At 38.3% G+C, this 25423-nt stretch carries 26 protein-coding genes and 2 pseudogenes; 26 read left to right on the forward strand and 2 right to left on the reverse strand.

Annotated features, from left to right (window positions below):
* Positions 1-63: 63 nt before the first annotated feature.
* The 8 genes from KSU66_RS06055 to uvrC all read left to right on the forward strand — a co-directional run bounded on the left by KSU66_RS06055 (position 64) and on the right by uvrC (position 8071).
* Positions 64-477, forward strand: coding sequence for a DUF350 domain-containing protein (locus KSU66_RS06055; protein ID WP_269050517.1), 414 nt, complete (start codon positions 64-66; stop codon positions 475-477).
* A 219-nt stretch (positions 478-696) separates the two neighbouring features.
* Positions 697-2397: an AMP-binding protein gene (locus KSU66_RS06060; RefSeq protein ID WP_329958780.1), complete on the forward strand. Its 1701-nt coding sequence runs from the start codon at positions 697-699 to the stop codon at positions 2395-2397.
* Between the two features lie 101 nt (positions 2398-2498).
* On the forward strand, positions 2499-3080 hold the full coding sequence (locus KSU66_RS06065) for a TetR/AcrR family transcriptional regulator (RefSeq protein WP_269050519.1): 582 nt from the start codon (positions 2499-2501) through the stop codon (positions 3078-3080).
* A gap of 61 nt (positions 3081-3141) precedes the next feature.
* Complete coding sequence (locus tag KSU66_RS06070) at positions 3142-3915, forward strand: enoyl-CoA hydratase (RefSeq protein ID WP_269050520.1); 774 nt, start codon at positions 3142-3144, stop codon at positions 3913-3915.
* Between the two features lie 26 nt (positions 3916-3941).
* Positions 3942-4715, forward strand: a complete 774-nt coding sequence (locus KSU66_RS06075) for an electron transfer flavoprotein subunit beta/FixA family protein (protein WP_269050521.1) — start codon at positions 3942-3944, stop codon at positions 4713-4715.
* A gap of 30 nt (positions 4716-4745) precedes the next feature.
* Entirely contained in the window at positions 4746-5720 is a 975-nt protein-coding gene (locus KSU66_RS06080) for an electron transfer flavoprotein subunit alpha/FixB family protein (protein WP_269050522.1), read from the forward strand.
* A gap of 172 nt (positions 5721-5892) precedes the next feature.
* Positions 5893-6207, forward strand: coding sequence for a thioredoxin (gene trxA, locus KSU66_RS06085; RefSeq protein WP_269050523.1), 315 nt, complete (start codon positions 5893-5895; stop codon positions 6205-6207).
* Positions 6208-6280: 73 nt separating this feature from the next.
* Positions 6281-8071 (forward strand): excinuclease ABC subunit UvrC, encoded by a 1791-nt coding sequence (uvrC, locus tag KSU66_RS06090; RefSeq protein ID WP_269050524.1) that lies wholly within the window; start codon positions 6281-6283, stop codon positions 8069-8071.
* A gap of 39 nt (positions 8072-8110) precedes the next feature.
* On the opposite strand, the gene KSU66_RS06095 is transcribed toward uvrC, so the two are convergent.
* Positions 8111-8530 (reverse strand): DUF2507 domain-containing protein, encoded by a 420-nt coding sequence (locus KSU66_RS06095; RefSeq protein ID WP_269050525.1) that lies wholly within the window; start codon positions 8528-8530, stop codon positions 8111-8113.
* A gap of 227 nt (positions 8531-8757) precedes the next feature.
* Between KSU66_RS06095 and KSU66_RS06100 the strand changes: the two genes are divergently transcribed.
* From KSU66_RS06100 to KSU66_RS06160, 13 genes and pseudogenes are all read left to right on the forward strand, one after another.
* On the forward strand, positions 8758-9366 hold the full coding sequence (locus KSU66_RS06100) for a succinate dehydrogenase cytochrome b558 subunit (RefSeq protein WP_269050526.1): 609 nt from the start codon (positions 8758-8760) through the stop codon (positions 9364-9366).
* 64 nt (positions 9367-9430) lie between these two features.
* Complete coding sequence (gene sdhA / locus KSU66_RS06105) at positions 9431-11185, forward strand: succinate dehydrogenase flavoprotein subunit (protein ID WP_269050527.1); 1755 nt, start codon at positions 9431-9433, stop codon at positions 11183-11185.
* 5 nt (positions 11186-11190) lie between these two features.
* The gene (gene sdhB / locus KSU66_RS06110) at positions 11191-11970 is read left to right on the forward strand and encodes a succinate dehydrogenase iron-sulfur subunit (RefSeq protein WP_269050528.1); all 780 of its coding nucleotides are present in this window, start codon (positions 11191-11193) and stop codon (positions 11968-11970) included.
* 151 nt (positions 11971-12121) lie between these two features.
* Positions 12122-12577 carry an acyl-CoA thioesterase gene (locus KSU66_RS06115; RefSeq protein ID WP_269050529.1) on the forward strand — a complete coding sequence of 152 codons (456 nt, stop codon included), beginning with the start codon at positions 12122-12124 and terminating at the stop codon, positions 12575-12577.
* A 60-nt stretch (positions 12578-12637) separates the two neighbouring features.
* Positions 12638-12862: a helix-turn-helix domain-containing protein gene (locus KSU66_RS06120; RefSeq protein ID WP_269050530.1), complete on the forward strand. Its 225-nt coding sequence runs from the start codon at positions 12638-12640 to the stop codon at positions 12860-12862.
* Between the two features lie 116 nt (positions 12863-12978).
* Entirely contained in the window at positions 12979-13386 is a 408-nt protein-coding gene (locus KSU66_RS06125) for a MarR family winged helix-turn-helix transcriptional regulator (protein WP_269050574.1), read from the forward strand.
* Between the two features lie 9 nt (positions 13387-13395).
* Complete coding sequence (racE, locus tag KSU66_RS06130; protein ID WP_269050531.1) at positions 13396-14190, forward strand: glutamate racemase; 795 nt, start codon at positions 13396-13398, stop codon at positions 14188-14190.
* Positions 14191-14290: 100 nt separating this feature from the next.
* On the forward strand, positions 14291-15049 hold the full coding sequence (gene rph / locus KSU66_RS06135; RefSeq protein WP_269050532.1) for a ribonuclease PH: 759 nt from the start codon (positions 14291-14293) through the stop codon (positions 15047-15049).
* A complete protein-coding gene (locus tag KSU66_RS06140) occupies positions 15046-15660 on the forward strand; it encodes an XTP/dITP diphosphatase (RefSeq protein ID WP_269050533.1) in 615 nt (204 codons plus the stop codon). Before rph ends, KSU66_RS06140 begins: the two co-directional genes overlap by 4 nt.
* Positions 15657-16151 (forward strand): metallophosphoesterase, encoded by a 495-nt coding sequence (locus KSU66_RS06145; RefSeq protein WP_269050534.1) that lies wholly within the window; start codon positions 15657-15659, stop codon positions 16149-16151. The genes KSU66_RS06140 and KSU66_RS06145 overlap by 4 nt, the downstream gene beginning before the upstream one ends.
* A gap of 816 nt (positions 16152-16967) precedes the next feature.
* Positions 16968-17108 (forward strand): annotated as a pseudogene (locus KSU66_RS06150) (group I intron-associated PD-(D/E)XK endonuclease); the annotation flags it as partial.
* Between the two features lie 178 nt (positions 17109-17286).
* Positions 17287-17505 carry a hypothetical protein gene (locus tag KSU66_RS06155; protein WP_269050536.1) on the forward strand — a complete coding sequence of 73 codons (219 nt, stop codon included), beginning with the start codon at positions 17287-17289 and terminating at the stop codon, positions 17503-17505.
* 704 nt (positions 17506-18209) lie between these two features.
* Positions 18210-18632 carry a hypothetical protein gene (locus tag KSU66_RS06160; RefSeq protein ID WP_269050537.1) on the forward strand — a complete coding sequence of 141 codons (423 nt, stop codon included), beginning with the start codon at positions 18210-18212 and terminating at the stop codon, positions 18630-18632.
* A gap of 260 nt (positions 18633-18892) precedes the next feature.
* On the opposite strand, the gene KSU66_RS06165 is transcribed toward KSU66_RS06160, so the two are convergent.
* Positions 18893-20743, reverse strand: coding sequence for a DUF262 domain-containing protein (locus KSU66_RS06165; RefSeq protein ID WP_269050538.1), 1851 nt, complete (start codon positions 20741-20743; stop codon positions 18893-18895).
* A 479-nt stretch (positions 20744-21222) separates the two neighbouring features.
* On the opposite strand from KSU66_RS06165, the gene KSU66_RS06170 reads away from it, so the two are divergent.
* The 5 genes and pseudogenes from KSU66_RS06170 (at position 21223) to KSU66_RS06190 (ending at position 25356) form a co-directional block, all read left to right on the forward strand.
* Positions 21223-21471 carry a hypothetical protein gene (locus tag KSU66_RS06170; protein ID WP_269050539.1) on the forward strand — a complete coding sequence of 83 codons (249 nt, stop codon included), beginning with the start codon at positions 21223-21225 and terminating at the stop codon, positions 21469-21471.
* A 15-nt stretch (positions 21472-21486) separates the two neighbouring features.
* The gene (locus KSU66_RS06175; RefSeq protein ID WP_269050540.1) at positions 21487-21849 is read left to right on the forward strand and encodes a hypothetical protein; all 363 of its coding nucleotides are present in this window, start codon (positions 21487-21489) and stop codon (positions 21847-21849) included.
* A 118-nt stretch (positions 21850-21967) separates the two neighbouring features.
* Positions 21968-22630 carry a RadC family protein gene (gene radC / locus KSU66_RS06180; protein ID WP_269050541.1) on the forward strand — a complete coding sequence of 221 codons (663 nt, stop codon included), beginning with the start codon at positions 21968-21970 and terminating at the stop codon, positions 22628-22630.
* Between the two features lie 708 nt (positions 22631-23338).
* Positions 23339-23857, forward strand: a complete 519-nt coding sequence (locus KSU66_RS06185) for a hypothetical protein (RefSeq protein WP_269050542.1) — start codon at positions 23339-23341, stop codon at positions 23855-23857.
* A gap of 139 nt (positions 23858-23996) precedes the next feature.
* A pseudogene (locus tag KSU66_RS06190) lies at positions 23997-25356 on the forward strand (IS3 family transposase).
* Positions 25357-25423: the final 67 nt, after the last annotated feature.

The following is a 25423-nucleotide window of genomic DNA, read 5'->3' on the forward strand; positions in this document are numbered from 1 at the left end:
TGAAACCTTTCTACCCGGTATCCGTATAGGTAAGAATGACTAACTATTAAAGGAGCCTTTCTTATGACGAAAACTGCTTTTTGGACCAATCCATTTGTCGAAGCTGCCGGGTATTTTAGTGTAGTTGTCCTTTGTCTTATTGTTTCGATGGTGTTATTTGAACTTGTTACGAAATATAAAAACTGGGAACAAATTAAAAAAGGTAATCTTTCAGTGGCCATGGCAACAGGGGGTAAAATTTTTGGGGTTTGCAATATCTTTCGCTATTCGATTGAAAGACATAACTCATTACCCGAAATGATTGCTTGGGGATTATACGGCTTTATTTTACTTGTTTTTGCCTATTTACTTTTTGAATTTCTAACACCGAAATTTCAAGTAGATGCGGAGATTGAGAAAGATAACCGATCGGTAGGTTTTATATCCCTAACGATCTCAGTAGGACTTTCCTACGTAATTGGGGCTAGTATTTCATAGGAGTGTAAAAATGGAGAAATTATCAAAGATATTATTTGGTGTGTGTGCGTTATTTGTACTTGTAGGAATCTATTGGTTATTTAAGCAATAAAAAGTGCCTTTTTCTGGCGCTTTTTTTATTTATTTAATATTAGTGTTTGTAAGAGGGTTCATTTAATACTATAATTAGGAGTAGGAATATTCAAATAATTATAATGTTAGTGAGAAAGGGGTCTTTTGATGACGAATAAACCGTGGTTGAATCAGTACCCAGTCGAAATTCCAAAGACGCTTAACTACGAAAGGATTCCGTTACAGGAATACCTTACAAGGGCGAGTATGAAGTATCCTAACAAAACCGCAATCCACTTTTTAGGTAAAGAAATTTCATTTCAAGAATTTCACGACTCTGCCGTTAAATTTGCCAATTACCTAAAGTCAATTGGGATAGTAAAAGGTGATCGAGTAGCGATTATGCTGCCCAATTGTCCGCAAGGTGCCATTGCGTTTTACGGTATTCTTTATAGTGGTGCAGTTGTTGTACAAACCAATCCGCTTTACACCGAAAGAGAACTGGAGTACCAGATGATTGATTCGGGAGCGAAAGCAATTATTGCATTGGATTTACTGTATCCTAGAGTCTCGAAAATAATGAAAAAAACAAGTTTGGAACATGTGATGATTACAGGGATTAAAGATTACTTGCCGTTCCCGAAGAACTTAATTTATCCGTTTATTCAAAAACGAGAAAATGGTCTGTCCGTCAAAGTAGAACATCGAGGCGTGAATCATTTATTTACCGAAATGATGAAAATTGCTCAACCAAATGTTGCGAAACTGAAGTATGATTTCGATTTCGACGAAGACATTGCTATATTACAATATACGGGAGGAACAACGGGACCTCCAAAAGGTGTAATGCTGACACATAAAAACCTTGTTTCAAATACGGCGATGTGTGATGCTTGGCTATATAAGTCCAAAGAAGGCGAAGAAACAATGCTTGGTATTCTGCCATTCTTTCACGTTTATGGTATGACAACTGTCCTTATTCTTTCGGTTATGTTAGCTAACAAGATGATACTTTTACCGAAGTTTGATATTGAAACTGCATTGAAAACAATCGATAAGCAAAAGCCGACGCTTTTTCCGGGAGCACCTACAATTTATATTGGACTTCTGAATCATCCAGACTTGACGAAATATGATTTGTCGTCGATTAAGGCGTGCCTGAGTGGGTCAGCACCACTACCTGCTGAAATTCAAGAAAAGTTTGAACGGGTTACTGGTGGTAGACTTGTCGAAGGATATGGGCTGACCGAAACATCCCCGGTGACACATGCGAACTTTGTTTGGGCAGAAAATCGTGTAAAAGGTTCAGTCGGCGTACCATGGCCTGACACGGACTCTTGCATTTTAGGTCCAGAATCATCCGAACCGATGAAGCCAGGTGAAATTGGCGAAATTGCAGTAAAAGGCCCCCAAGTGATGAAGGGCTACTGGAACAAGCCAGAAGAGACGGAAAAAACATTTCGTGATGGATGGTTTTTAACTGGCGATCTTGGTTATATGGATGAGTTGGGTTATTTTTATGTCGTCGATCGGAAAAAAGATATGATTATCGCGGGTGGATTTAATATTTACCCTAGGGAAATTGAAGAAGTGCTTTACGAACACGAAGCAATTCAAGAATGTGTTGTTGCTGGAATTCCAGATGCGTATAGGGGAGAAACTGTAAAGGCCTATATCGTACTTAAAGAAGGCGCTTCTGTAACAGAAAAGGAACTTGATACGTTTTGCCGTACAGAATTAGCTGCATTTAAAGTTCCACGACATTATGAATTCCGAAACGAACTTCCGAAAACTGCAATCGGGAAAATATTACGCCGTACACTTATTGCAGAAGAGAAAAAGGAAGAAGAACAAGAATCAGTTAGTTAGTTCAGAATATTAAGCTTGACTAAATAGTAATTTAATAATAACATAAGAATATGAATGAGACATCATTCATATTCTTTTTAATTGTGGTGGTGATAAAAATAGTGAAACGCGATAAGCCGAAGTATAAACAAATTGTTGATGCGGCAGTAATCGTCATCGCAGAAAATGGCTACCACCAAGCGCAAGTTTCAAAAATTGCAAAAGAAGCCGGTGTCGCTGACGGTACCATTTATCTTTATTTTAAAAATAAAGAAGATATTTTAGTGTCTGTTTTTCGCGAGAAAATGGCGATATTTGTAGACAAGCTACGTGAAGTTGTTGAAAAAGATATAACGTCATCTGAAAAACTATTTAAGATGATTGATAACCATTTCAAAGTTCTTCAGAACGACCGACATCTTGCAATTGTTACCCAGCTTGAACTAAGACAATCGGGCAAAGAACTAAGACTACAAATTAACGAAGTTTTGAAAGAATATCTCGGGCTCCTAGATGCTATTTTAAAAGAAGGTATTGAAAATGGAGAGCTAGAAAAAGACCTCGATATTCGTTTGGCACGTCAAATGGTGTTTGGTACAATTGACGAAACAATCACTTCATGGGTGATGAATGATCAAAAGTATGATTTAATGAAGTTGTCGCCAGAAATACATAGACTTTTGATGAATGGATTAAAAGCTTAGTAGAGTATGTACAAAAGGGGACCGATTATAAGTATAGAAGCTAGACGGGGAGTGGGAAAAGATGGATTTTCTTAACGTATCAATTGAAGATGGTGTAGCTATTGCAACAATAAATAGGCCACCTGCAAATGCGTTATCACGAGCGTTGATTTTAGAAGTCGATGAACTTATGGATCAAGTGGAAAATGATGACTCTGTTCGTGTAATCGTTTTACGTGGCGAGGGAAGGTTTTTCTCCGCGGGTGCTGATATTAAAGAATTTACTTCAGTCACTTCGGGTGAAGAGTTTTCAAAACTTTCCGCAAGTGGTCAGGCAGTTTTCGAACGCCTGGAACGCTTTAGTAAACCTGTAATTGCTTCCATTCATGGTGCAGCACTCGGTGGGGGCCTTGAACTTGCGATGGGATGCCATATGAGGCTTGTTACAGAAAATGCAAAACTTGGTTTGCCAGAATTACAACTTGGATTGATTCCAGGTTTTGCGGGAACGCAACGTCTTCCACGATATGTCGGTATGCCGAAAGCGGCGGAAATGCTACTTACAAGCGAGCCGATATCTGGTGAAGAAGCAGTACGCTGCGGTCTTGCAAACAAAGCATATAGTGAAGAGGAACTTTTCCCGAAAACGATGGAACTTGCTAAGAAAATTGCGAAAAAAGGTCCTGTTGCGGTAAAAGCAGCTCTTGAAATGCTTCAATATTCTAAACCATCTTCGTATTATGAAGGTGTGAAAGCAGAATCAGATTCATTTGGAGAAGTTTTCGTCTCCGAGGACGCGAAAGAAGGAATCCAAGCATTCCTAGAAAAGCGCGAACCTAATTTTAAAGGGAAATAATTAAAAAAGTCGAGGAGGTTTGTATTATGAATATTTATGTTTTAGTGAAACGTACATTTGATACAGAAGAGAAAATTACTGTTAGTGGTGGAAAGATTGCCGACGATGGTGCAGAATTTATTATTAACCCATATGATGAATACGCGATTGAGGAAGCAATTCAAGTACGTGATGCACACGGTGGCGAAGTAACTGTTATTACACTTGGTGATGAAGAAGCCGAAAAGCAACTTCGCACAGCACTAGCAATGGGTGCAGACAAAGCAGTACTTATTAACACCGAAGATGATTTGGATGAGATGGACGAATTTACAGCAGCGAAAATTATCGCTGAATATTTGAAAGACAAAGATGCAGATCTAATTCTTGCTGGTAACGTTGCAATCGACGGAGGTTCTGGACAAGTAGGACCACGTGTTGCCGAACTTCTAAACATAAACTATGTAACTACAATTACAAAACTAGAAATCGACGGAACGAACGTTAAAATTGTGCGTGATGTGGAAGGCGATTCAGAGTCTATCGAAACGTCACTACCGCTTCTAGTAACTGCACAGCAAGGTCTTAACGAACCGCGTTATCCATCGCTACCAGGTATCATGAAAGCTCGTAAAAAGCCTCTTGAAGAGCTTGAGCTTGATGACTTAGACATTGACGAAGACGATGTAGAAGCAAAAACAGAAACAGTTGATATTTATTTGCCACCAACAAAAGCAGCTGGTCGTGTTCTAGAAGGCGACATTGCTGATCAAGTAACAGAACTTATTAACTTGCTAAAAAATGAAGCTAAAGTAATCTAAATCGATATCGTATATTAGGAGGGACAATTCATGTCTAAGAAAGTATTGGTACTTGGTGAAGTTCGTGAAGGTGCGTTACGTAACGTTTCGTTTGAAGCGATTGCAGCAGCGAAAAAAGTTTCCGGAGGTGGAGAAGTCGTCGGCGTATTGCTTGGCGATTCGGTTCAATCTTTCGGAGAAACAATGATTCAGTATGGAGCAGACCGTGTACTTACAGTCGAGCATCCACACTTGAAACAATATACATCTGACGGTTTTGGTCAAGGGTTTATGGCAATTGTTGAACAGGAAAAACCAGAAGCGATTGTCTTTGGACATACGGCACTTGGTAAGGACCTTTCACCAAAAATTGCTAGCAAACTTGCATCGGGTCTAATTTCCGACGTGACAGATATTGATGGAGAAGGCGATGACGCATTATTCATCCGCCCAATCTATTCTGGAAAAGCATTTGAAAAAGTGAAAAACAAAGATGGCTTACTATTTATCACAGTACGTCCAAACAATATCGCGACGCTCGAACAAGATGCAAGTCGCACAGGTGATGTTTCTTCAGTACAAGTAGACATTACAAATCTGCGCACAATCATTTCTGAAGTCGTTCGTAAAACGACTGAAGGTGTTGATATGTCCGAAGCGAAAGTTGTTATTGCGGGTGGGCGTGGCGTGAAAAGTGCGGAAGGTTTCGAACCACTCCAAGAGCTTGCCAACCTATTAGGTGGAGCGATTGGTGCTTCTCGTGGTGCTTGTGACGCGGATTACTGTGACTATTCACTACAAATTGGACAAACGGGTAAAGTAATTACACCTGACCTTTATATTGGGGTCGGTATTTCGGGGGCAATCCAACATATGGCTGGAATGTCTAACTCGAAAATTATCGTTGCCATTAACAAAGACCCAGAAGCGAACATTTTCAAAGTAGCTGACTACGGTATTGTAGGAGACTTGTTCGAAGTCATCCCGATGATGATTGAAGAAGTTAAAAAAATTCAAGCAAACTAATTTAGCAAAGTAAAGCCCCCTTTTAAGGGGGCTTTACTTTGCCCGTCTTTATGATTAAGCCGAGAACACCCGTGACTTTAGTCGTGGGAGGTTCATAAGCATATTTTTCGCTGAAGGTTTAGGTGCATGGTACAATATGAACATAGTTATTTATTAAGGAGGAAATTATTCAATGACAATTATTAATGCAACTGATAAAGATTTTGCTGAAAACATTAAAGAAGGCGTAGTACTTGTGGACTTTTGGGCACCGTGGTGTGGTCCTTGTAAAATGATCGCTCCAGTTCTTGAAGAACTAAGTGGCGAAGTTGACGGAAAAGCGACTATTGTGAAACTTGACGTTGACGATAACCAGGAAACAGCTGGAAAATACGGTGTAATGTCTATCCCTACACTTCTTCTTTTCAAAGATGGCGAAATTGTTGATAAGGTTGTTGGTTTCCAACCGAAAGAAGCTCTTTCACAACTAATTGAAAAACACGCGTAATAAGTAAGTAAATTGAAATTAATCTGAACCGGGAACCTTAATTGGCGCCCGGTTTTTTTGGCAGGTGAAATTGATGAATGACCTAATCGAACAGAAATTGTCAATCCTATCGGAGGATTCAGGTTGTTACTTAATGAAAGATAGGCAAGGAACGGTTATTTATGTTGGAAAAGCGAAAGTACTTAAACAACGCGTTCGAAGTTATTTTACTGGATCCCATGATGGAAAAACGCAACGTCTTGTTGGAGAAATAGAAGATTTTGAAACAATTATCACTTCTTCAGATATTGAAGCCCTTATTCTTGAGCTCAATCTAATTAAACAACATGATCCGAAGTACAATATTATGCTGAAAGATGATAAAACGTATCCTTATTTGAAGATTACTGCGGAACGTCATCCAAGACTTATCATTACGAGACAAGTGAAAAAAGACAAAGGGAAGTATTTTGGCCCTTATCCAAATTCATTTGCAGCTAGTGAAACAAAAAAACTACTTGACCGGATTTATCCGTATCGGAAGTGTTACACATTACCGGACCGTGTCTGTCTGTATTATCATCTTGGTCAATGTCTTGCACCTTGTGTAAAGGAAATTGAAGATGCTACATACAAAAAGATGGTTGATGATATTACCCGGTTTTTAAACGGCGGATACAAACAAGTGAAAAACGACTTAACAAAGAAAATGTTAGCGGCCGCCGAAACGTTAGAGTTTGAGCGTGCGAAAGAGTACCGTGACCAAATTACGAATATTGAACTCGTCATGGAAAAACAATCGATGTCCATGAACGACTTTACAGATCGGGATATTTTTGGGTATTCGGTCGATAAAGGGTGGATGTGTGTTCAAGTCTTTTTTGTTCGGCAAGGGAAGCTAATCGAACGGGATGTGTCTATTTTTCCTCTTTACCAAGATCCGGAAGAAGAACTGCTAACATTCATTGGGCAGTTTTATGGGAAATCCGAACATTTAATACCGCAAGAAATATTATTGCCACCCGGCATTGACGCAGAAATTGTCCGGCAACTTCTTAATGTGGACGTATTTATTCCGCAGCGGGGAAAAAAGAAAGACCTTGTGAATTTGGCAAGTAAAAATGCGGGGATTTCTTTAAAAGAAAAATTTCATTTAGTTGAACGTCAAGAACTCCGAACTGTTGGTGCATGTGAGGAACTCGCGGAAGCGATGAATATTTCCATCCCGCTTCGTATTGAAGCTTTTGATAATTCACATACGCATGGCGCAGATCCGGTGTCCGCTATGGTATCTTTTGTCGATGGCAAACCAAATCGAAAAGATTATCGGAAGTACAAAACAAAAACGGCTGCCGCCCATGACGATTACGGGGCAATGCGCGAAGTAGTTAGAAGGCGTTATATAAGGGTTTTGAGAGAGAACTTACCACTCCCGGACTTAATCGTCATTGATGGTGGGAAAGGTCATATGGAAGTTGCTCGTGAAATCGTTGAAGATGAACTTGGATTGTCCATCCCGATTGCGGGACTTGCAAAAGATGACAAGCACCAAACTTCACAACTGCTTTATGGCAATCCAATAGAGGCAATTCCGCTAAAAAGGACGAGTGAAGCATTTTATTTATTGCAACGCATTCAAGATGAGGTGCATAGATTTGCGATAACGTTTCACAGGCAAAAACGTGGGGCGAATACATTCCTATCCGTACTCGATGGGCTACCCGGGGTAGGTCCCAAACGAAAAAGCCTACTATTAAAACACTTTAAATCTGTAAAAAAGATTCGTGAAGCCACTTCGGTAGAACTACAAGAAGCGGGACTCCCCATAGCCATTGCGGAGTCAGTTGCGAAGTATTTCTTGGAAGAAGAGCAATCGAAGAAATAACAAAAAAGATGCATGGTGCTCATGCATCTTCCAAGTATGTTAAATTTTTGATTTTAAATCCCATTTCACATGGAATAGTACGTGTGAACCTGCTGATTTTACTTGCTTCTCTCCGAAACATTCGGTGAGTACGCCATTGATTTTTTGGTGCTGTTCGGCGATGAAACCTGCTTCAAGTTGAAAGTTTCTTTCTTGTATATTCAAATGTTCATCATCATCTTTTAACGTATAAAAAGATTCGTGTTTTGAAGTTTTTTCGATTAACAATAAACCCCATCCAGCTTCAGCAAAAAAGGATGACAACTCGTCTAAACTAAAAATAGGGAACTTTCTTGCGAGTTCTTTCCCTAACCAATAAAGGATATCTTCTTCATGTGTCCCAAGTATGCTTGGCAACACGTGATCTCGTAGTAGTTCATAACCGAACCGAGTCGGTGTTCCGTATGTAACTTTTTCCACTGGATTATGCAGCCCTTCCGAAGAAATAATAGATAACGATATTGCGGATTCCTGAGACATCAGAATTCACAATTTAACTATACTCGTCTTGACCTCCCCAAAATGGAGGAGTACAATAGACATGTTCTAATATTGTACCATGAAGAGGTATGTCGTCAACGGTATTATCGTGTCAAAACGATGTCGGACGCTGACTACTATCTCAGTAATAAGGGAGGGTAAAAGACTTGTCGAGAGAATCAGATTTTTATATTCGTCGTCTTCATTCGTTGCTTGGTATTATCCCGGTTGGGCTTTTTGTTGCCCAGCACTTGGTTATTAACCACTTTGCAACACGCGGACCAGAGGCGTTTAATGCAGCATCCGATTTTATGGGGAATTTGCCATTTGTGTTATTCTTGGAATGGTTCATCATCTACATCCCACTAATGCTACATGCGTTTTACGGTCTCTACATAGCTTTCACGGCGAAAAACAACGTTAAACGTTACGGAACATTCCGCAACTGGATGTTTATGTTCCAACGTATAACGGGTGTATTTTTAGTTGTGTTTATCGCATGGCATATCTACCAAACTAGATTACAGAAAGCTTTTGGTGCGGACGTGAACTTCGATATGATGGCTGACATCCTATCTAGTCCATTTATGCTTGTATTCTATATGGCTGGTGTCATCGCAGCTACTTTCCACTTGGCAAACGGACTTTGGTCATTCCTTGTAACTTGGGGAATTTCACAATCGCCACGTTCACAAAAAATTGTTACTTATGTTTCGCTTGGAGTATTCCTAGTACTTTCAGTAATCGGTGTACAAGCACTTCTTGCATTTGTTTGATTTTAAATAATTGAATTGTAAACGTACTAAAAAGATCAGCTAATAATTGAGGAGTGAACAAATAATGACGAAAAGCAGATTGATTGTTGTCGGCGGCGGACTCGCTGGATTGATGGCAGTCATCAAAGCGGCGGAAGAAGGTACGCCGGTTGACTTATTCTCTATTGTCCCGGTTAAACGCTCCCACTCAGTATGTGCCCAAGGCGGCATCAACGGTGCAGTGAATACAAAAGGGGAGGGCGACTCGCCTGCAATCCACTTTGATGACTCTGTATACGGTGGAGACTTCCTAGCGAACCAACCACCTGTTAAAGCAATGACTGACGCAGCTCCTGGAATTATTCACTTAATGGACCGCATGGGTGTCATGTTTAACCGTACACCGGAAGGGCTTCTTGACTTCCGTCGTTTCGGAGGAACATTACATCACCGTACGGCTTTTGCAGGTGCTACGACTGGACAACAGCTTCTATATGCACTTGACGAACAAGTTCGTCGCTTTGAAGTTGACGGACTTGTAACAAAATACGAACACTGGGAATTCCTTGGTGTAGTTCTTGATGATGAAGGTGTTTGTCGTGGTATTAAAGCCCAAAACCTTCATACGATGGAAATTCAAGCATTCAAAGGCGACGCAGTAATTATGGCAACAGGCGGACCTGGAATTATTTTCGGTAAGTCAACAAACTCTGTTATTAATACAGGTTCTGCTGCATCTATCGTTTACCAACAAGGTGGATACTACGCAAACGGTGAGTTCATACAAATTCACCCGACTGCAATTCCTGGGGATGACAAACTTCGCCTCATGAGTGAATCTGCACGTGGTGAAGGTGGCCGTGTTTGGACATATAAAGACGGAAAACCTTGGTATTTCCTTGAAGAAAAGTATCCGGCTTACGGAAACCTTGTACCACGCGACGTTGCAACACGTGAAATCTTTGATGTGTGTGTTAACCAAAAGCTTGGTATTAACGGGGAAAACATGGTATATCTTGACCTTTCACATAAAGATCCTAAAGAACTAGACATTAAACTTGGTGGAATTATTGAAATCTATGAGAAGTTCATGGGTGACGATCCACGTAAAGTTCCAATGAAAATCTTCCCGGCAGTTCACTATTCAATGGGTGGACTATGGGTAGACTATGATCAGCATACGAATATTCCAGGACTCTTTGCAGCAGGTGAAGTTGATTATTCACAGCATGGTGCAAACCGACTTGGTGCAAACTCACTTCTTTCAGCTATTTACGGTGGAATGGTCGCAGGACCGAATGCCGTTAATTATATGAAAGGCTTAAAACGTTCTGTAGAAGATCTTCCTTCATCAATCTTTGACTCTGCTATTAAAGAAGAGCAAGAGAAGTGGGATAATACACTGAAAATGGACGGAAATGAAAATGCGTACGTATTGCACAGAGAACTTGGCGAATGGATGACGGATAACGTTACAGTTGTTCGTTACAACGATCGTTTGGAAAAAACAGACGAAAAAATTCTTGAACTTCTTGAAAGATACGAAAACATTAACATTAACGATACACAACTTTGGTCTAACCAAGGTGCAACGTTTACTCGTCAGTTTAAAAACATGTTATACTTAGCAAGGGTAATCACTTTGGGTGCTCTAAACCGAAACGAAAGTCGGGGCGCACACTACAAACCGGATTTCCCGGAACGTGATGATAAGAACTTTATGAAAACAACGATGGCGAAATTTGACGGAAAGTCAGCACCAATCTTCCATTATGAAGACATTGACGTTTCTCTAATTCCGCCACGTAAACGCGATTACTCCGCGAAGAAAGGAGATTGACGTAAATGAGCGAAAATATTACTGCGCAAAAGACTGTCAAATTTGAAATTCTTCGTCAAAACTCATCCAGTTCAGATTCATACTGGGAGAAATTTGAAATCGAATACAGACCAAATATGAACGTTATTTCTGCCCTGATGGAAATTCGCCGTAACCCGGTGAATGCTGAAGGACAGAAAACAACTCCAGTTAACTGGGACATGAGCTGTCTTGAGGAAGTTTGTGGAGCATGTTCAATGGTTATTAACGGTCGTCCGCGCCAGTCGTGTACAGCGTTAGTGGATCAGTTCACACAACCGATTCGCCTTGAGCCAATGAAAACATTCCCTGTCGTCCGTGACTTGATCGTTGACAGAGAGTTTATGTTTGACTCGCTGAAAAAGATTAAAGCATGGGTTCCGATTGACGGTACGTATGATCTTGGTGAAGGTCCTCGTATGCCAGAACGCAAACGCCAATGGGCTTACGAACTTTCAAAATGTATGACTTGTGGTGTGTGCCTAGAAGCTTGTCCAAACGTTAACGACAAGACAAACTTCATGGGTCCTGCACTTCTTTCACAAGTACGTCTATTCAACACGCATCCAACAGGAGCGATGAACAAAGACGAGCGTCTAGCTACATTGATGACTGACGGCGGAATTGCGGAATGTGGGAACTCACAAAACTGTGTAGTTGCCTGTCCAAAAGGAATTCCACTAACAACTTCAATTGCTGCTATGAACCGTGCGACATCTGTTCAACTGTTCAAAAACTTCTTCGGAAGCGACCATATGGTAGACTAATTAGTCTAAAAAATCCTGTCCTTGCATTAGTGCATGGGCAGGATTTTTTCGTTGTCAATCAGAATAAGTATTTCATTTTCACGGAAATCTTTGGTATTATGAAGATGTGAATAGTTATTCATTTAAATATAGGGAATGGTGGGGGATAATTATGAGAGCAAATTACATAACAGAAGCATCGACGTGGGCATCCGAATTTAGTTTTTCAGTTCCGGTGACGGTTCGGTTTTCGGAAACAGATATGTTTGGACATTTGAATAATACGGTGCCGTTTACTTATTTCGAATTCGCCCGAATTGAATATTTAAAACATTTGGGGCTAATGAATAATTGGTTGCACGAAAGCAGCGAGAAAATGGTAGTTGTGGCAGACTTACAATGTGATTTTTTGAAGCAAGTATTCTTCGATGAATCATTAAGAATCAATGTGAAAATGGCGTCTGTTGGGACTTCTTCTGGTGATATTCATTATATGGCGACCGACGCCAAAGACGAAATTGTCTTCACGGGTCGTGGTTCAATTGTACAAATTAATAAGGTCACTGGAAAAGGGGAACCATGGACGGAGGAAGAAAAGTCGTTTTTTGTCAATGAATTCGTTAAGTAGCCGTCACAGCTTTCGCCTCGTTCACATATTTTAAGGTGAAAGTGATAGGAGGGGCGCGTCTTGACAGATGAATCAAAACACCGTTCATTGCTTACGGTAAGGGAGCGAGAAATTTTTAATCTGCTCGTTGACGATAACACGACTAAAGATATCGCAGGACGGCTCGGTATTAGCGAGAAAACTGTCCGAAATCATATCTCAAACACCATCCAGAAGCTTGGGGTATCGGGTAGAGCGCAAGCGATTATCGAGTTATTACGGCTTGACGAGTTAAAGTTGCGCTAAAAAGATATTGCCTTACTCAGTGAAAAGGGGGACAATAGAAAGTAGTAATTGTTTTCAGGGAGCTGATCGACTTGACAGACCATACGACGCCAGAAAAACATGATGATGTTGCGCATATGGAGAAAGAACTAAGATATATTTCCGCGCTTATCAAGCAACAAGGGCGGAGAATTCTAAAGAATTATACAATAACCCCACCACAATTCATTGCGCTGCAGTGGTTATTTGAACATGGAGACATGACAATCGGTGACTTGTCGAACCGAATGTATCTCGCATTCAGCACAACGACAGACCTTGTCGACCGAATGGAGAAAAACAATCTTGTTAAACGAGTAAGAGATGAGCAAGATCGTCGTGTCGTTCGTATCCATCTTCTAAGCGAAGGGGAACGTGTAATTGAAGAAGTAATCGAGAAACGTCGCGACTACTTAAATACGGTGTTGTCTGATTTTGATCAAGATGAAAAAAAGAACTTTTCTTATCTATTGACGAAGCTGCATAGAGAGATGAAAGAGGATTGAGGGATTAAATTGCGTGGTTCAATTGGTATTATCGATTCGGGTGTAGGTGGTTTAACTGTAGCGAAGGAAATTTTGCAACGGCTACCGACAGAATCAGTTATTTATATTGGAGATCGGGAACGCTGTCCATATGGGCCGCGGCCAGCTGAAGAAGTTCGAGAGTATACGATAGAAATGGCTACGGCACTTTCCAAAATGGGCATAAAAATGCTTGTGATCGCTTGTAATACAGCGACAGCAGTAGCACTTGAAGAGGTTCGAAAGCTTTTTAGTTTTCCAATCATCGGTGTTATTACCCCTGGGGCACGTGCGGCAGTCAATGCGACTAAAACGGGTAAAATTGCTGTTCTTGGTACAATCGGTACAATAAAAAGCAGTGCGTATGATAAAGAAGTGTTGAATCTATTACCCGATGCAACAATAATTCCACTCGCATGCCCTGAATTTGTTCCTATTGTCGAAAGCGGTCAATATAAATCGGAATTTGCAAGTGAAGTTGTTAAACGCACACTTCATGCAATTGTAGATAAGGATTTTGACGCTGCGATATTAGGGTGTACGCATTATCCGCTGTTGGAAAGTTACATTCAGACCCATTTGCCGGATCATGTGAAAATCATTTCATCTGCTATAGAGACAGCGCGCGATGTAGAGCAGACATTGCTCGTTAATGGGATTGGAAATCTTTCGAAAAGCCATAAGAAACCTGTTTTTTTTACGACAGGATCGCCTGAAGACTTTCTTGAAATTGTTGTCGATTGGTTGTCAATCGAAGAACCTGATGTAAGGCATATCGAATTGTAAAGAACCTAGAATGTCGGATAAAGACATTCTGGGTTTTTGCGTATGTTAAATGGGTTATGATAAGATGAATGCGGAATTAGAATTGTGGAGGGTATCCTATATGAGAAACGATGGAAGAACGAATGATATGATTAGACCTGTAATGATAGAAACAGCGTATTTAATACACCCGGAAGGTTCTGTACTTATTTCAGTTGGTGATACGAAAGTAATTTGTACAGCTACTGTAGAAGAGCGTGTGCCGCATTTCTTAAGGGGAAGCGGAAAAGGTTGGGTAACAGCTGAGTATTCGATGTTACCGCGTGCAACGGGTCAAAGAACACAACGTGAGGCTACACGAGGTAAAGTTGGCGGTCGTACAATGGAAATTCAACGTCTTATTGGACGAGCGCTACGTGCTGTAGTGAACTTAGAAGCACTTGGTGAACGCACAATTTGGATTGACTGTGATGTCATTCAAGCAGACGGTGGGACAAGAACGGCATCGATTACAGGTGCATTTGTCGCGATGACGCTTGCGATAGCAAAACTCCACACTGAAAAACCGTTTGAAAAGTTTCCCATTTCTACATTCCTTGCTGCAACAAGTGTAGGTAAAACAATAGAGGACGAGCTAATTGTTGACTTGAATTATATCGAAGACTCTTCAGCAGCTGTCGATATGAACGTTGTCATGACAGGAGAAGGTGCATTCGTTGAATTGCAAGGATCTGGTGAAGAAGCGACATTTACGCGCGATGAAATGAATAATCTCGTATCGCTTGCAGAAGTTGGAATTGAAGAGTTATTCAAGATGCAAACAGAAGCACTAGGAGATATTGCAGGGTTAATCGGGACAGACGAAGGCGATTCTTTATGAAAGAAATACTTATCGCAACAAAAAATGCCGGTAAAGTAAATGATTTTATAACACTTCTTAAACCACTTGGATTTAACGTCTTGTCATTGAATGATATAGAAGGTGACATCGACGTCGAAGAAACAGGCGAGACATTTGAAGAGAACGCAATTTTGAAAGCAGAAACTGTCGCGGCATTACTTGGTAAAGTCGTAATCGCTGATGATAGCGGACTTGAAATTGATGCGTTGCAAGGTGCGCCTGGGGTCTACTCGGCACGCTTTGCAGGCGCTAATAAGAGCGATGAAGCGAATATCGATAAAGTGTTGGCGGAATTGAACGCCGTGCCTGAACAAGAGCGCACAGCGCGTTTTAGATGTGTCTTAGCTGTAGCGGGACCAAATATTAAAACCGAAACGTTTTCTGGTAGTTGTGAAGGACGAATTACGAATGAGCGACACGGAAAAAATGGATTTGGATATGATCCTATATTTTATGTTGCTGAAAAAGAATGTACGCTAGCGGAATTATCGGCAGAAGAAAAAAATGCGATTTCTCATCGGGGAGCGGCACTTGTTAAACTACAAGCGAAACTTCCTCAATTAGTAACAGAAGTGGGGAATGTAGAATGAGAATACTTGTTATGAGTGATTCGCACGGAGATTTGGAAACGGTGAAAACCGTTTCTTCACAATCCGGCGATGCAATTTTTCATTGTGGAGATAGCGAACTATTATTTAACGACGCGATTTTTGGGGACATGTATAAAGTTCGTGGAAATTGCGATATAGATTCAAGTTTTCCAAATGAGGTACTTGCAAATGTGAAAGGTAAAACGATTTTGGCGGTACATGGGCATGAGCATAACGTAAACCAATCACTTATGTCTCTTCAGTATAGTGCAATGGAAAAACATGCAAATATTGTGCTATTTGGCCATACACATCTATACGGCGCCGAAATAATTGATGGAATTTTATTCGTTAATCCGGGCAGTACAAAACAGCCGAGGGGCGGAAAAAAGCCTACGTACGCTGTAGTTGAGTGGGATGAAACGATACGTGTAACGTTTAAAAACATGGGCCGTGAAGTGGTGGATTCAATAGAAATAAAAAATGTTTAGAAATAGTGTTGACATTTTTACCAATCCGTTCTATACTAATAACTGTCGTCACATACAAGTGATTGATTCTAGAGCATGTCTCAGTAGCTCAGCTGGATAGAGCAACGGCCTTCAACAATAGGAGCCTTTATGAGGAAAGAGAACTTATAAAGTGAACGACACCGTATCGGTGAAACCTTAACAGATAATGCTGATGGCAATACCGAGGAAACTTACGATCTTTAGTTACATAAAGATTTAGGATGTACGAAGGCTCAATGTAAATTGAGGGTAGAATATCCGAAACATAATCATTTGATTATCGTGAGGTTCCGTAGAGACTAAACGTGTCGCACCTGAAATGGTGAAGTTATAGTCCAGACTACAAACAGTACTTTACTGGTGGCGAAAGCCATGGTGGTAAGCTAAGCCGTCGGTCGCAGGTTCGAATCCTGCCTGGGACGTAATGTAACAAAGTTGGAATAAGTTAGGTTTGTTTAAAACACCCAAAACGTTGTCACTTCAACGTTTTGGGTGTTTTTGTGTTGTAGAGAATTTGATTAAAATGGACTGATTTTGAAAAGTAAATACACAAATTTTACACACGATTCGCTAGTTAATGAGTTAGAGAATTATGTTTTGATAGAAGTTCCGATTGGTAGATTATTTGTTAAGGTTGGAGATATTTATTCCAATCATTCATAATAGATATACTTCTAATTGGGGACTGATTGTTATGTGCTTGATAATTTTCCTTGTTTTATGTCCAATGAACCCTTAGATGGAAAATAAAAAAATTTCGACGTTAGTATAGTTATAGGGAAGAGGTGAACAACATTGTATCATCACACTAAGAATAAGGGCGATTTAGGAGTTTTAAAAGCCCAAGTCGATTTACATCAAAAGGGCTATTTAATATTGAATCCACTTACTGAGCATGCTCCATTTGATCTCGTTGTTTATAAAGAGAATAATTTTTGATAATTAGGTTATCAAATTACCATTTACGGTATTTAATTTATAATAGAGTTATAAATACTTCCTCAACTAAAGTGGCAGGATTATTTGATAAGAACCTCAAAGTAATTCTGGTATAAAAACAAGGAGTAAGAAAAAAGTACTTTTGTCATTCAAAGAACCAGGAAGGGGGAAAATAATGTTAGATAAAATTAAAGCATTGCCTGAAAAGGTAGCATTCGCTATAGGTTTAACTTTAATATTAGCTATTGGATTATTGTTATTCTTGTATTCACTTTTGTTCCCTATTGGTATTTGGACCGCGGTGATTATAGAGGGCATTGTTTTTGGTATTGCCACATTATTTATATTGAGTGCAGCTGAGAAAAGACATTTACGCATTTGTAAGAAAAAATAACCCTTTATTCATTTGAACTTATTGCACTGACGGGTGCTTTACTTGTACAACGATTTAGTATGTAAACAACATTGTTGCTATTTTAGAGACCAAATAAAATAACTTTGTTTATAATCACACAAAACACGTTTCATTCAACCGTTGAATGAAACGTGTTATTTTTCTTGCCTTTTTTACGGAAGGGGGAAGCGACAAAGTGTTTTTCAAAACTAAAGTCTGTAGAAATTGTTAACAATAATGGAAGCAGTCGCAATTATAGGTACAGGTGGCGGCATTGCTATTCTGTCTTATTTGGTTGGGTTAAATCAAGGAAGGAAGGCAAATACACTTTGAGTAAAGAACCTAGACTTTCGGTTTTGAGTCATAAAATACGAAGAAAACTAGACAACAGCTACATCGTGTAGTTCAAAAGCTGAAATAACAAACTAATTAACATCGAATTAGAACTTCGAATGGCATTAGATTTAAAAGTGTCATTTGATTTTTCAAAAAATTTCAGGAATAATTCTGCTATACTATTGGTAAGGTGATTTTAAGCTCACAGTTCAACAATTAGCACGATTTATTGTTCCGTAATTTCTTTGAATCTATTGAAGTTAATGAAGTGGATTGGTTTAATAAAAAAACTCTATCAAAATACAATATTTAAAATCTCATTTATCATAAAGCAAGCAATATAAAATATCCAAATTAGGGGTGTAGCCATGAATGAAAAAGAAGATATTTCAAAAAACTTAATAAAACTTAAGAGGGAAAATTATGACCTAACTCAATTTAATCCAGCAGAATATGAAAACTTACTAAAATATACTCCTGGAATCATAAATGCAATTAATGGTATAGGAGAGTTGGGTTTGAAATCTCAAGAAAAAGCATATAGCACAATTCAAAAGGCAATAGATATATTTGCTGATCAACTAAAGAACCCAAATTTAAGTGAAGAATATAGAGATAAACTTAATGATCGAATTGAGCGTATGGTTGAAAAATCTTATCAAAAAGATACTGAATACAAAAAATGGATGATTGCTTTGGTTGGAGTAGGTGTAAGTGGTGTAGCTTTAGTTAAAAGCCCCGAAATTAGAAAAGCAGCATTAGAGTTACTAACCAAAGGTAAATCAAACTAATATTTATATATTGTTATTTGAAACTTTATTTTCATTTAATTGACATCAGGTGCAGTTATGGCAAAAAAGTTGCCCTTCATTTGCACAAGGTCTTTGAAGAATGAATTTTTCATAGACAAAACGAAGAAATCTAATTCATATGCGAATTAGGTCTCTTTTAATGTTCAACTTTTTCTATCACTTAACTGAATTGAGTTATTAGAACTGACGGCCGTCTAATTCTTCTTTATTTTATAAGGGATTGAGAAAAGTTGTAGATATTAGTTATTAAAGTAATCAACAGACCATAGCTTTTCACAAATGCGTTGAACAAGTTGCTGCCTATCTTCAATATCATCTTTTTTAAAATCATTATGGGCTTTGAAATTTAAATCCTTGATAATTTCCGATTTTAAAAAATTAGGGTTCTTAGCATAATAAGCTGAATTTAATGTCTGTGCATACGTATTTTCTTTGATGTAATGCTTCACTTTATCATCGTATTTATCACTACTAAAGGATTGATTTGTTCCAGAAGGTAAAAGAATGAGTGCACCTACTAAATTTCTCCACCTTTGAAAGTCATTTTCTTGATCAAACTCATCAGAATGCTCTTGGAACTTATTCGCCCAAATGTGTTCAATTTCAAATTGTTTACCGCTAGGATGATGGTATGACACATAAGTAGTATCTTTGCCTACTATATTATCTATATAACTAGATATTCGTGAAAGTAAGTGTTTTACAAACTTCCTGTTTTGTCCATGTAGTCCAAACTCCAGAACGCCTTGCCAGTCTTCCTGAATTTTATTAACTTCATTAGTTAAATTTTGTCCTAATAAATCGAGATTATTGCCCCTGATCAGCTTAATAATATTAAACATTGTATATTTTATAGATGTTTGTCCAAATTTGCGATAGTTAATGGCGCGTCTAACTGTAAACGTTTCTATATATCTGGAAACGAAATCAATTTTCTTCATAATTGTAGCATCTGTGTCCCCGAAATTAATAGATGCTAATAACAAGGGATCTTGTAATGATTCTGCGATGCCCCAGTTATTAATATAGGTTGCATGAGGGATTGTAGGGGTATATTTTATTTGCGCGTCCCACATCTTTAGATACCATTTAACCATAAAGGGAAATTCATTTTTGAAGTAATTGTAAAACTCATCCGATGAGTTTAAATTTAGTAATGTTCTATGATTGTCCTTAAACCAGTTATGAAAACGTGACCCAATTAGCTCGAAATCTTGATCAATAGATCCTACTTTTCCTGGTCTTATTGATACAGCGTACTTACCTCTAAACCAAGCTTGAAAAAATCCTAAGTCTGCATTGTCATTATATTGGTGGAGCTTTTGAATTTCTCTTTTCCATAAATCGTTTATTTCTGATCGTTGGTTTTTATTTTCAATATTAGATAAAACGTATCCTTTAAGCATTTCTGTCGCCGTTAAGTTTAAGCCCCGATCATTCATCGTTTCAAAAATAGTGTATGCATTTTCATTTGAATAGGCTATTATTTCAACAATAACCACATTTTCTATTAACCAGTCAATGAAAAACGGCAATATCTCACGGGTTAATTCATCTGGAAACGTTTGTTGAATATCCTCATATCGATTTAACATATTCTGAACAGTCTCATCATCATTTTCACTTAATGTATATTCACCTGTTTCAAACAATGATTTTAAGCATGGTTCTCTCATTTTATCAGTCATATTAAAAGACTTCTCCCCAAATTTCTCTGAAAATATGAGTTCGCTTATAGAAACTTTATGATCACTGTTTTTTTGCAGGTGGTTTAAATAAATCAACAACAGCGTAATAGATGTAATGCATTGCTGTCCATCTACAATTGATTTTTTACCACTATCCGGGCTAATACTGAAAACTACTGGACCTAAATAATAACTTTGATAATTAACAACGTCTTTTCTTTTATCTTCTGGACTATAGGATTTTAAAAATGTGGATGTTAAGTCTTCTATTAAAAGTTTAATATGTTTTGATTGCCAACGATATTCACGTTGAAAATAGTCAATCGTAAACTTTTGATCTTTCATTAAACTATTTATCGTTGTGTCGGATGCTTCAATTTTATTTTTTAGTTTTTGGCTCATTTTATATACCCCTTTACATTAGGATTGCTTTTAAGAGAGTTTTCAGTTCATTGCGTTTCGTTCGCTTACCACAACTATTCAAATACTTATTCTAAATTTAGTATATCAGAGTTACCATGAAACTCCATTTCTGAAAAAACGGACTGATTATATACACGTTTCCCAAAGTGTTGCGACGCCTACTTTGATTTGATAAACTTAAGATATATTTTATTAGTTCCCAAGTCATCGTATTTTGATGAAAGTCGTAATGCCTTTTCAATTTACAAAAGGAGATTCGACACAAATGTTCAGCCTTTGCATTCTCGTTTCGGGAAAAGATAGGCAGATGTAATTGTACGTCACAAAATTGCTTTCGAGCATATTCATATGGGTATTTCCGCATTTTTGCGTGATATATATTAAAAGCTGATTGATTCCTTCGGGATGACGTCGGCTTTTTTTGTTTTCAAAAATAAAAAGGAAATGGAGTGATTGAAATGGTTGGAAAACATTTAGAAAGTCTTATTTCCAATGTTAAAACAGGCAGTATAAAGAAATCATTCATCTGTTATGTAGATGAAAAGAAGGAGAGGAAATTCCTTGTCTTTAAGTTTGGCGGTATCTACCAACTGGATGGTAAAGGAGAAGTTGAAAAGCTAGATTTGCTTACCGATATTCAGGACATTTTCTTAGCCATTGAAAAAGGTGATGTAAAGGTTATTGGAAGCGGAAATATAGGAATCTAAAGGAGGAGTTTAATTATGGTACTCGCAAAAACAGAAGAAGTTAAAAGCATGGATCACGCAATAAGCTTAGGTAAAGAAATTGAACGGGTTGAAGCAGCATTGAAAGCAATGAAAGCTGAATTGAAGTCTTTCGTTGATGTAAACGGCTCTGTTGATACTGGTGATGTGATTTGGGATTACAGCATATCCGCATCATGGAGTTTCAATGAGGAGGGACTTAAAGAACTAGCGCAGAACATGGTACTTGAAGGCGTTAATCCATGGAAATTATTAAACATTAAAGCTTCTAATCTAAGGAAATTGGGCTGGGATGATGCAGTTGTAGAAAAAATGGGCGAAAAAAAAGAGACAAGAAGATTCTCGTCTCGCAAAAAGTAAATCTTTAAAACAATGTAGGTTAATTATATCATAAAAAACCCTCCACCGGGTAGGAAAGAGTGGCACATGAAAGCTAGTGCCACTCGGCGCTAGCTTTGTGTGAGAAGGGACAATTAAAATGAATACTAAAAAATATATTACATCTGCTCGTGAAGCAGTCGCAACATATAATGCAATTGGTTCAGAAGCGGTCATAGAGCTACAAGACATTTTTGCTGTCTTAATCGGACCATCTTCAACACCTGAATTTACAGGCCGTTTAGCAGGACATGGCTTGAGGACATTAGTAGAAATGACAGTTTCGGAATTTGAAAAGGAAGGTATGACGCATAATGAAGCTTTGAAAGTTCATTCGGGAATGCTTCTCGCTAAAAAGGTACGGAACGTTGGCAAGAATGAAACCCGTTATACGATTAGATCCCCGGAGGACGCAGCGTCGTATATGATGGCAGAAATGACATCATTAACACAGGAGCATTTTGTAGTCTTGTATCTAAATGTGAAAAATGAAGTGCTTCATAAAAAGACCATTTTCATAGGTTCGTTAAATTCATCAATAGTTCATCCAAGGGAAGTGTACAAGGAAGCTGTGAAACATAGTGCGGCATCTATAATTTGTGTACATAATCACCCTAGCGGTCAGCCCAATCCTTCAACGGAAGATATTGAAGTGACGAAAAGACTGGCTGAGGCAGGTAGTATGATGGGCGTAGAGTTGTTGGACCATGTGATTATAGGGAATCATCAGTTTATATCACTTAAAGAAAAAGGTTACATGTAAAGAAATTTAACGAAGAGCGTATTAATTTACGCTCTTTTTTGTTTAAAAAAATAGGAAGGATGATGTGTATTTAATGTAAGTATGAAATACAATTACACCTTTAATCAGCAAGAGTTTTGGCCGGGCGGATTGAATGGAAGTTAACAAAATAGAATCAAGCTATGGGAACAAAAATACTTTACAGAAGTGGAAATAACGGAACTGTGCTATAAAATATGGGTCTGTTAAATAAAGTTATAAAAACCGTAAGTCTGTAATTAAACCTGCCCCCAACCAAGTTCAGTCGCAAAAAAGAAGACAGTACATCTACCAAAATCGTTTAAACATGGCGCATGTATATACTTAATGTAAAGCCTGTTAAAGCTAACAGCGATTGGTCACTTACTCCGAGTGCATTTTGGGGGGGTAACGTATGAAATATTGGGTAGACCTTACAAGGACGTGATGACTGTCAATACGAGTCGTGGTACACGTAACATCTTTGTTGGACCTGGTACTGGTGCGATAATTAAATAAGAGAAAGTAAGAGGCGTCACTTGTGAGAATTTTATCTCATTGAGTGGCGCCTTTTTTATTTGGGTTTGCAAAGTTTTTAGCCGACCTATATGATGTTGAGTAAAGGTGAATCTATTATAGATAGGTTAGCAAAAGGTATGCGGAACATGTATTACATTTCATTAGCGAACCTTAGAAAGTAGTGATTTAATCATGAGTTGGGAAGAAATGTCCGATAGATCCTATCCTTGCAGTTGTGGTAAAGGTACATATACAGTTCTAATTGAAATGGATGATTGGAATAGACAAAGGGAGAACCGAGTAATGCATTGCTCCGGATGCGCTAAGAAGGAAAAAGAATATGAAATAAAAAAAGTTAATGAAAAAGAACTTTTGCAAAAGTTAGACGAGGAAGTAAAGATACATTTTGCTAAGCGCTACATGGATCAATCGCTTAAATACTTTGCAGCAACTAAAAATAAAAAAGAAAAATGGGCGTTAGCGAAAGATATGGGGATTGAAAAAGATAGTATATCCACTTTTTATAACAGGTGGAAATCTAAAGGCATGGATGAATACATTAGAAATCTTGCAAATTATAATAATATGCAAAAGATTATTCAAGTCTTAAATATTGAAGATAGCGGATTAGATTCCAAAGTCGAGCAAGCTATGGAGTTGGATAGAATTAATTATTTAAGGGCAGTTCAATATTATCATAAAGGACGCTAAACACGGACTTCTATGTTATTGAAATTAATTCATTTAAATTTTAATTAATTTCTCTGGGTTTAACAAAAAGGCGACTACTCATTAGTTGAACTGCACCCCAATTGTTGGACACATTCTGACAATTGGAGGTGCTTTTCTGATGGCTAAATTTACTGCCGAAGAAAAAATAAATGCAGTCAAAATTTATTTAAATGGAATAGATGGTTATAAAGAAATTGCAAAACAAATAGGTGTAGCCTCTAGCGTCTTTCACAGTTGGATTAAACGAGATGAATACCATGGTGAAAAAGCTTTTACTAAACGTTATACATCGTATTCAAAGCAGTTTAAACTAGACGTACTTACCTATATGCATGATAACGGGGTGTAGACTGGTGAAGCTGCCGTCATTTTTGATATCGCCTCTTCAGGGCTCATTCGAAAGTGGCGAACTCAGATGTGTACCGAAGGTATTGACGCCCTTGAACTAAAGAAAAAGGGGCTTCCATCTATGAAAAAAGACTAACAAAAACAACCAAAGAAACAAGTGCCAACTGAAGGGTCAGTAGAAGCATTACAAGCCGAATTAGAACAATTACGTATGGAGAATGCGTACTTAAAAAAGTTGAATGCCTTAGTTCAAAACAAGGAAAAATCACCAAACAAGACAAAGCACAAGTAGTCTATGAATTAAGGCATAAATTTCCGGTGAAAGCATTAGTGAAGCTGGCAGGGATTCCACGTAGCACGTACTATGATTTAGTGAAAAAAATGAATCATCCTGATCCAGATGCCAATTTAAAAGAAACGATTCAAACGATTTCTGATGAACATGAAGGACGTTACCGCTATCGCAGTATTCGCGATGAATTGGCAAACCGTGGTCAAATAGTAAACCATAAAAAAGTACAGCGAATCATGAAGGAATTGGGTTTGAAATGTCTCGTACGCATGAAGAAATATCGCTCTTACAAAGGAGAGATTGGCAAGATTGCACCGAACGTTTTGGATTGTCAATTTGAAGCTGAAAAGCCGAATGAGAAATGGGTAACAGATATTACGGAGTTTAAATTATTTGGAGAAAAGCTCTATCTTTCACCTGTATTAGACTTATTTAATGGTGAAATTATTACTTATACAATCGGTTCTAGACCGACCTATTCCCTTGTTTCGGGGATGTTAGAAAAGGCTTTAGAACGTTTACCGAAAGATCATCGCCTCCTGATGCACTCGGATCAAGGCTCTGGCATTATCAAATGAAACCATATCGTCATGCCTTAAAGGAAGAAGGAATTACGCAGAGTATGTCCCGTAAAGGCAACTGTTAAGATAATTCGATCATGAAGAATTTCTTTGGCATCATGAAATCCGAATTCCTTTACCTAAAGACATTCGAAAGTGTAGAACACTTTAAGCAAGAACTGGAAAAGTATATAAACTATTATAATCACAAGCGGATAAAGGCAAAATTAAAAATGAGTCCGGTACAATTCCGGACTTATTACCAACAAGCTGCCTAATGAAATAACCGTGTCTAACTTTTAGGGGTCACTTCAATAAAGGAAAGGTCGTTTTTTTGATTCAAAT

The sequence above is a fragment of the Sporosarcina sp. G11-34 genome (assembly GCF_026931025.1).

Coding starts and splice junctions, on each gene's coding strand:
- KSU66_RS06055 (WP_269050517.1), top strand. CDS start 64: ATGACGAAAACTGCTTTTTGGACCAATCCATTTGTCGAAGCTGCCGGG.
- KSU66_RS06060 (WP_329958780.1), top strand. CDS start 697: ATGACGAATAAACCGTGGTTGAATCAGTACCCAGTCGAAATTCCAAAG.
- KSU66_RS06070 (WP_269050520.1), top strand. CDS start 3,142: ATGGATTTTCTTAACGTATCAATTGAAGATGGTGTAGCTATTGCAACA.
- KSU66_RS06075 (WP_269050521.1), top strand. CDS start 3,942: ATGAATATTTATGTTTTAGTGAAACGTACATTTGATACAGAAGAGAAA.
- KSU66_RS06080 (WP_269050522.1), top strand. CDS start 4,746: ATGTCTAAGAAAGTATTGGTACTTGGTGAAGTTCGTGAAGGTGCGTTA.
- trxA (WP_269050523.1), top strand. CDS start 5,893: ATGACAATTATTAATGCAACTGATAAAGATTTTGCTGAAAACATTAAA.
- uvrC (WP_269050524.1), top strand. CDS start 6,281: ATGAATGACCTAATCGAACAGAAATTGTCAATCCTATCGGAGGATTCA.
- sdhA (WP_269050527.1), top strand. CDS start 9,431: ATGACGAAAAGCAGATTGATTGTTGTCGGCGGCGGACTCGCTGGATTG.
- sdhB (WP_269050528.1), top strand. CDS start 11,191: ATGAGCGAAAATATTACTGCGCAAAAGACTGTCAAATTTGAAATTCTT.
- KSU66_RS06115 (WP_269050529.1), top strand. CDS start 12,122: ATGAGAGCAAATTACATAACAGAAGCATCGACGTGGGCATCCGAATTT.
- KSU66_RS06125 (WP_269050574.1), top strand. CDS start 12,979: ATGGAGAAAGAACTAAGATATATTTCCGCGCTTATCAAGCAACAAGGG.
- rph (WP_269050532.1), top strand. CDS start 14,291: ATGAGAAACGATGGAAGAACGAATGATATGATTAGACCTGTAATGATA.
- KSU66_RS06140 (WP_269050533.1), top strand. CDS start 15,046: ATGAAAGAAATACTTATCGCAACAAAAAATGCCGGTAAAGTAAATGAT.
- KSU66_RS06145 (WP_269050534.1), top strand. CDS start 15,657: ATGAGAATACTTGTTATGAGTGATTCGCACGGAGATTTGGAAACGGTG.
- KSU66_RS06155 (WP_269050536.1), top strand. CDS start 17,287: ATGTTAGATAAAATTAAAGCATTGCCTGAAAAGGTAGCATTCGCTATA.
- KSU66_RS06160 (WP_269050537.1), top strand. CDS start 18,210: ATGAATGAAAAAGAAGATATTTCAAAAAACTTAATAAAACTTAAGAGG.
- KSU66_RS06165 (WP_269050538.1), bottom strand. CDS start 20,743: ATGAGCCAAAAACTAAAAAATAAAATTGAAGCATCCGACACAACGATA.
- KSU66_RS06170 (WP_269050539.1), top strand. CDS start 21,223: ATGGTTGGAAAACATTTAGAAAGTCTTATTTCCAATGTTAAAACAGGC.
- KSU66_RS06175 (WP_269050540.1), top strand. CDS start 21,487: ATGGTACTCGCAAAAACAGAAGAAGTTAAAAGCATGGATCACGCAATA.
- radC (WP_269050541.1), top strand. CDS start 21,968: ATGAATACTAAAAAATATATTACATCTGCTCGTGAAGCAGTCGCAACA.
- KSU66_RS06185 (WP_269050542.1), top strand. CDS start 23,339: ATGAGTTGGGAAGAAATGTCCGATAGATCCTATCCTTGCAGTTGTGGT.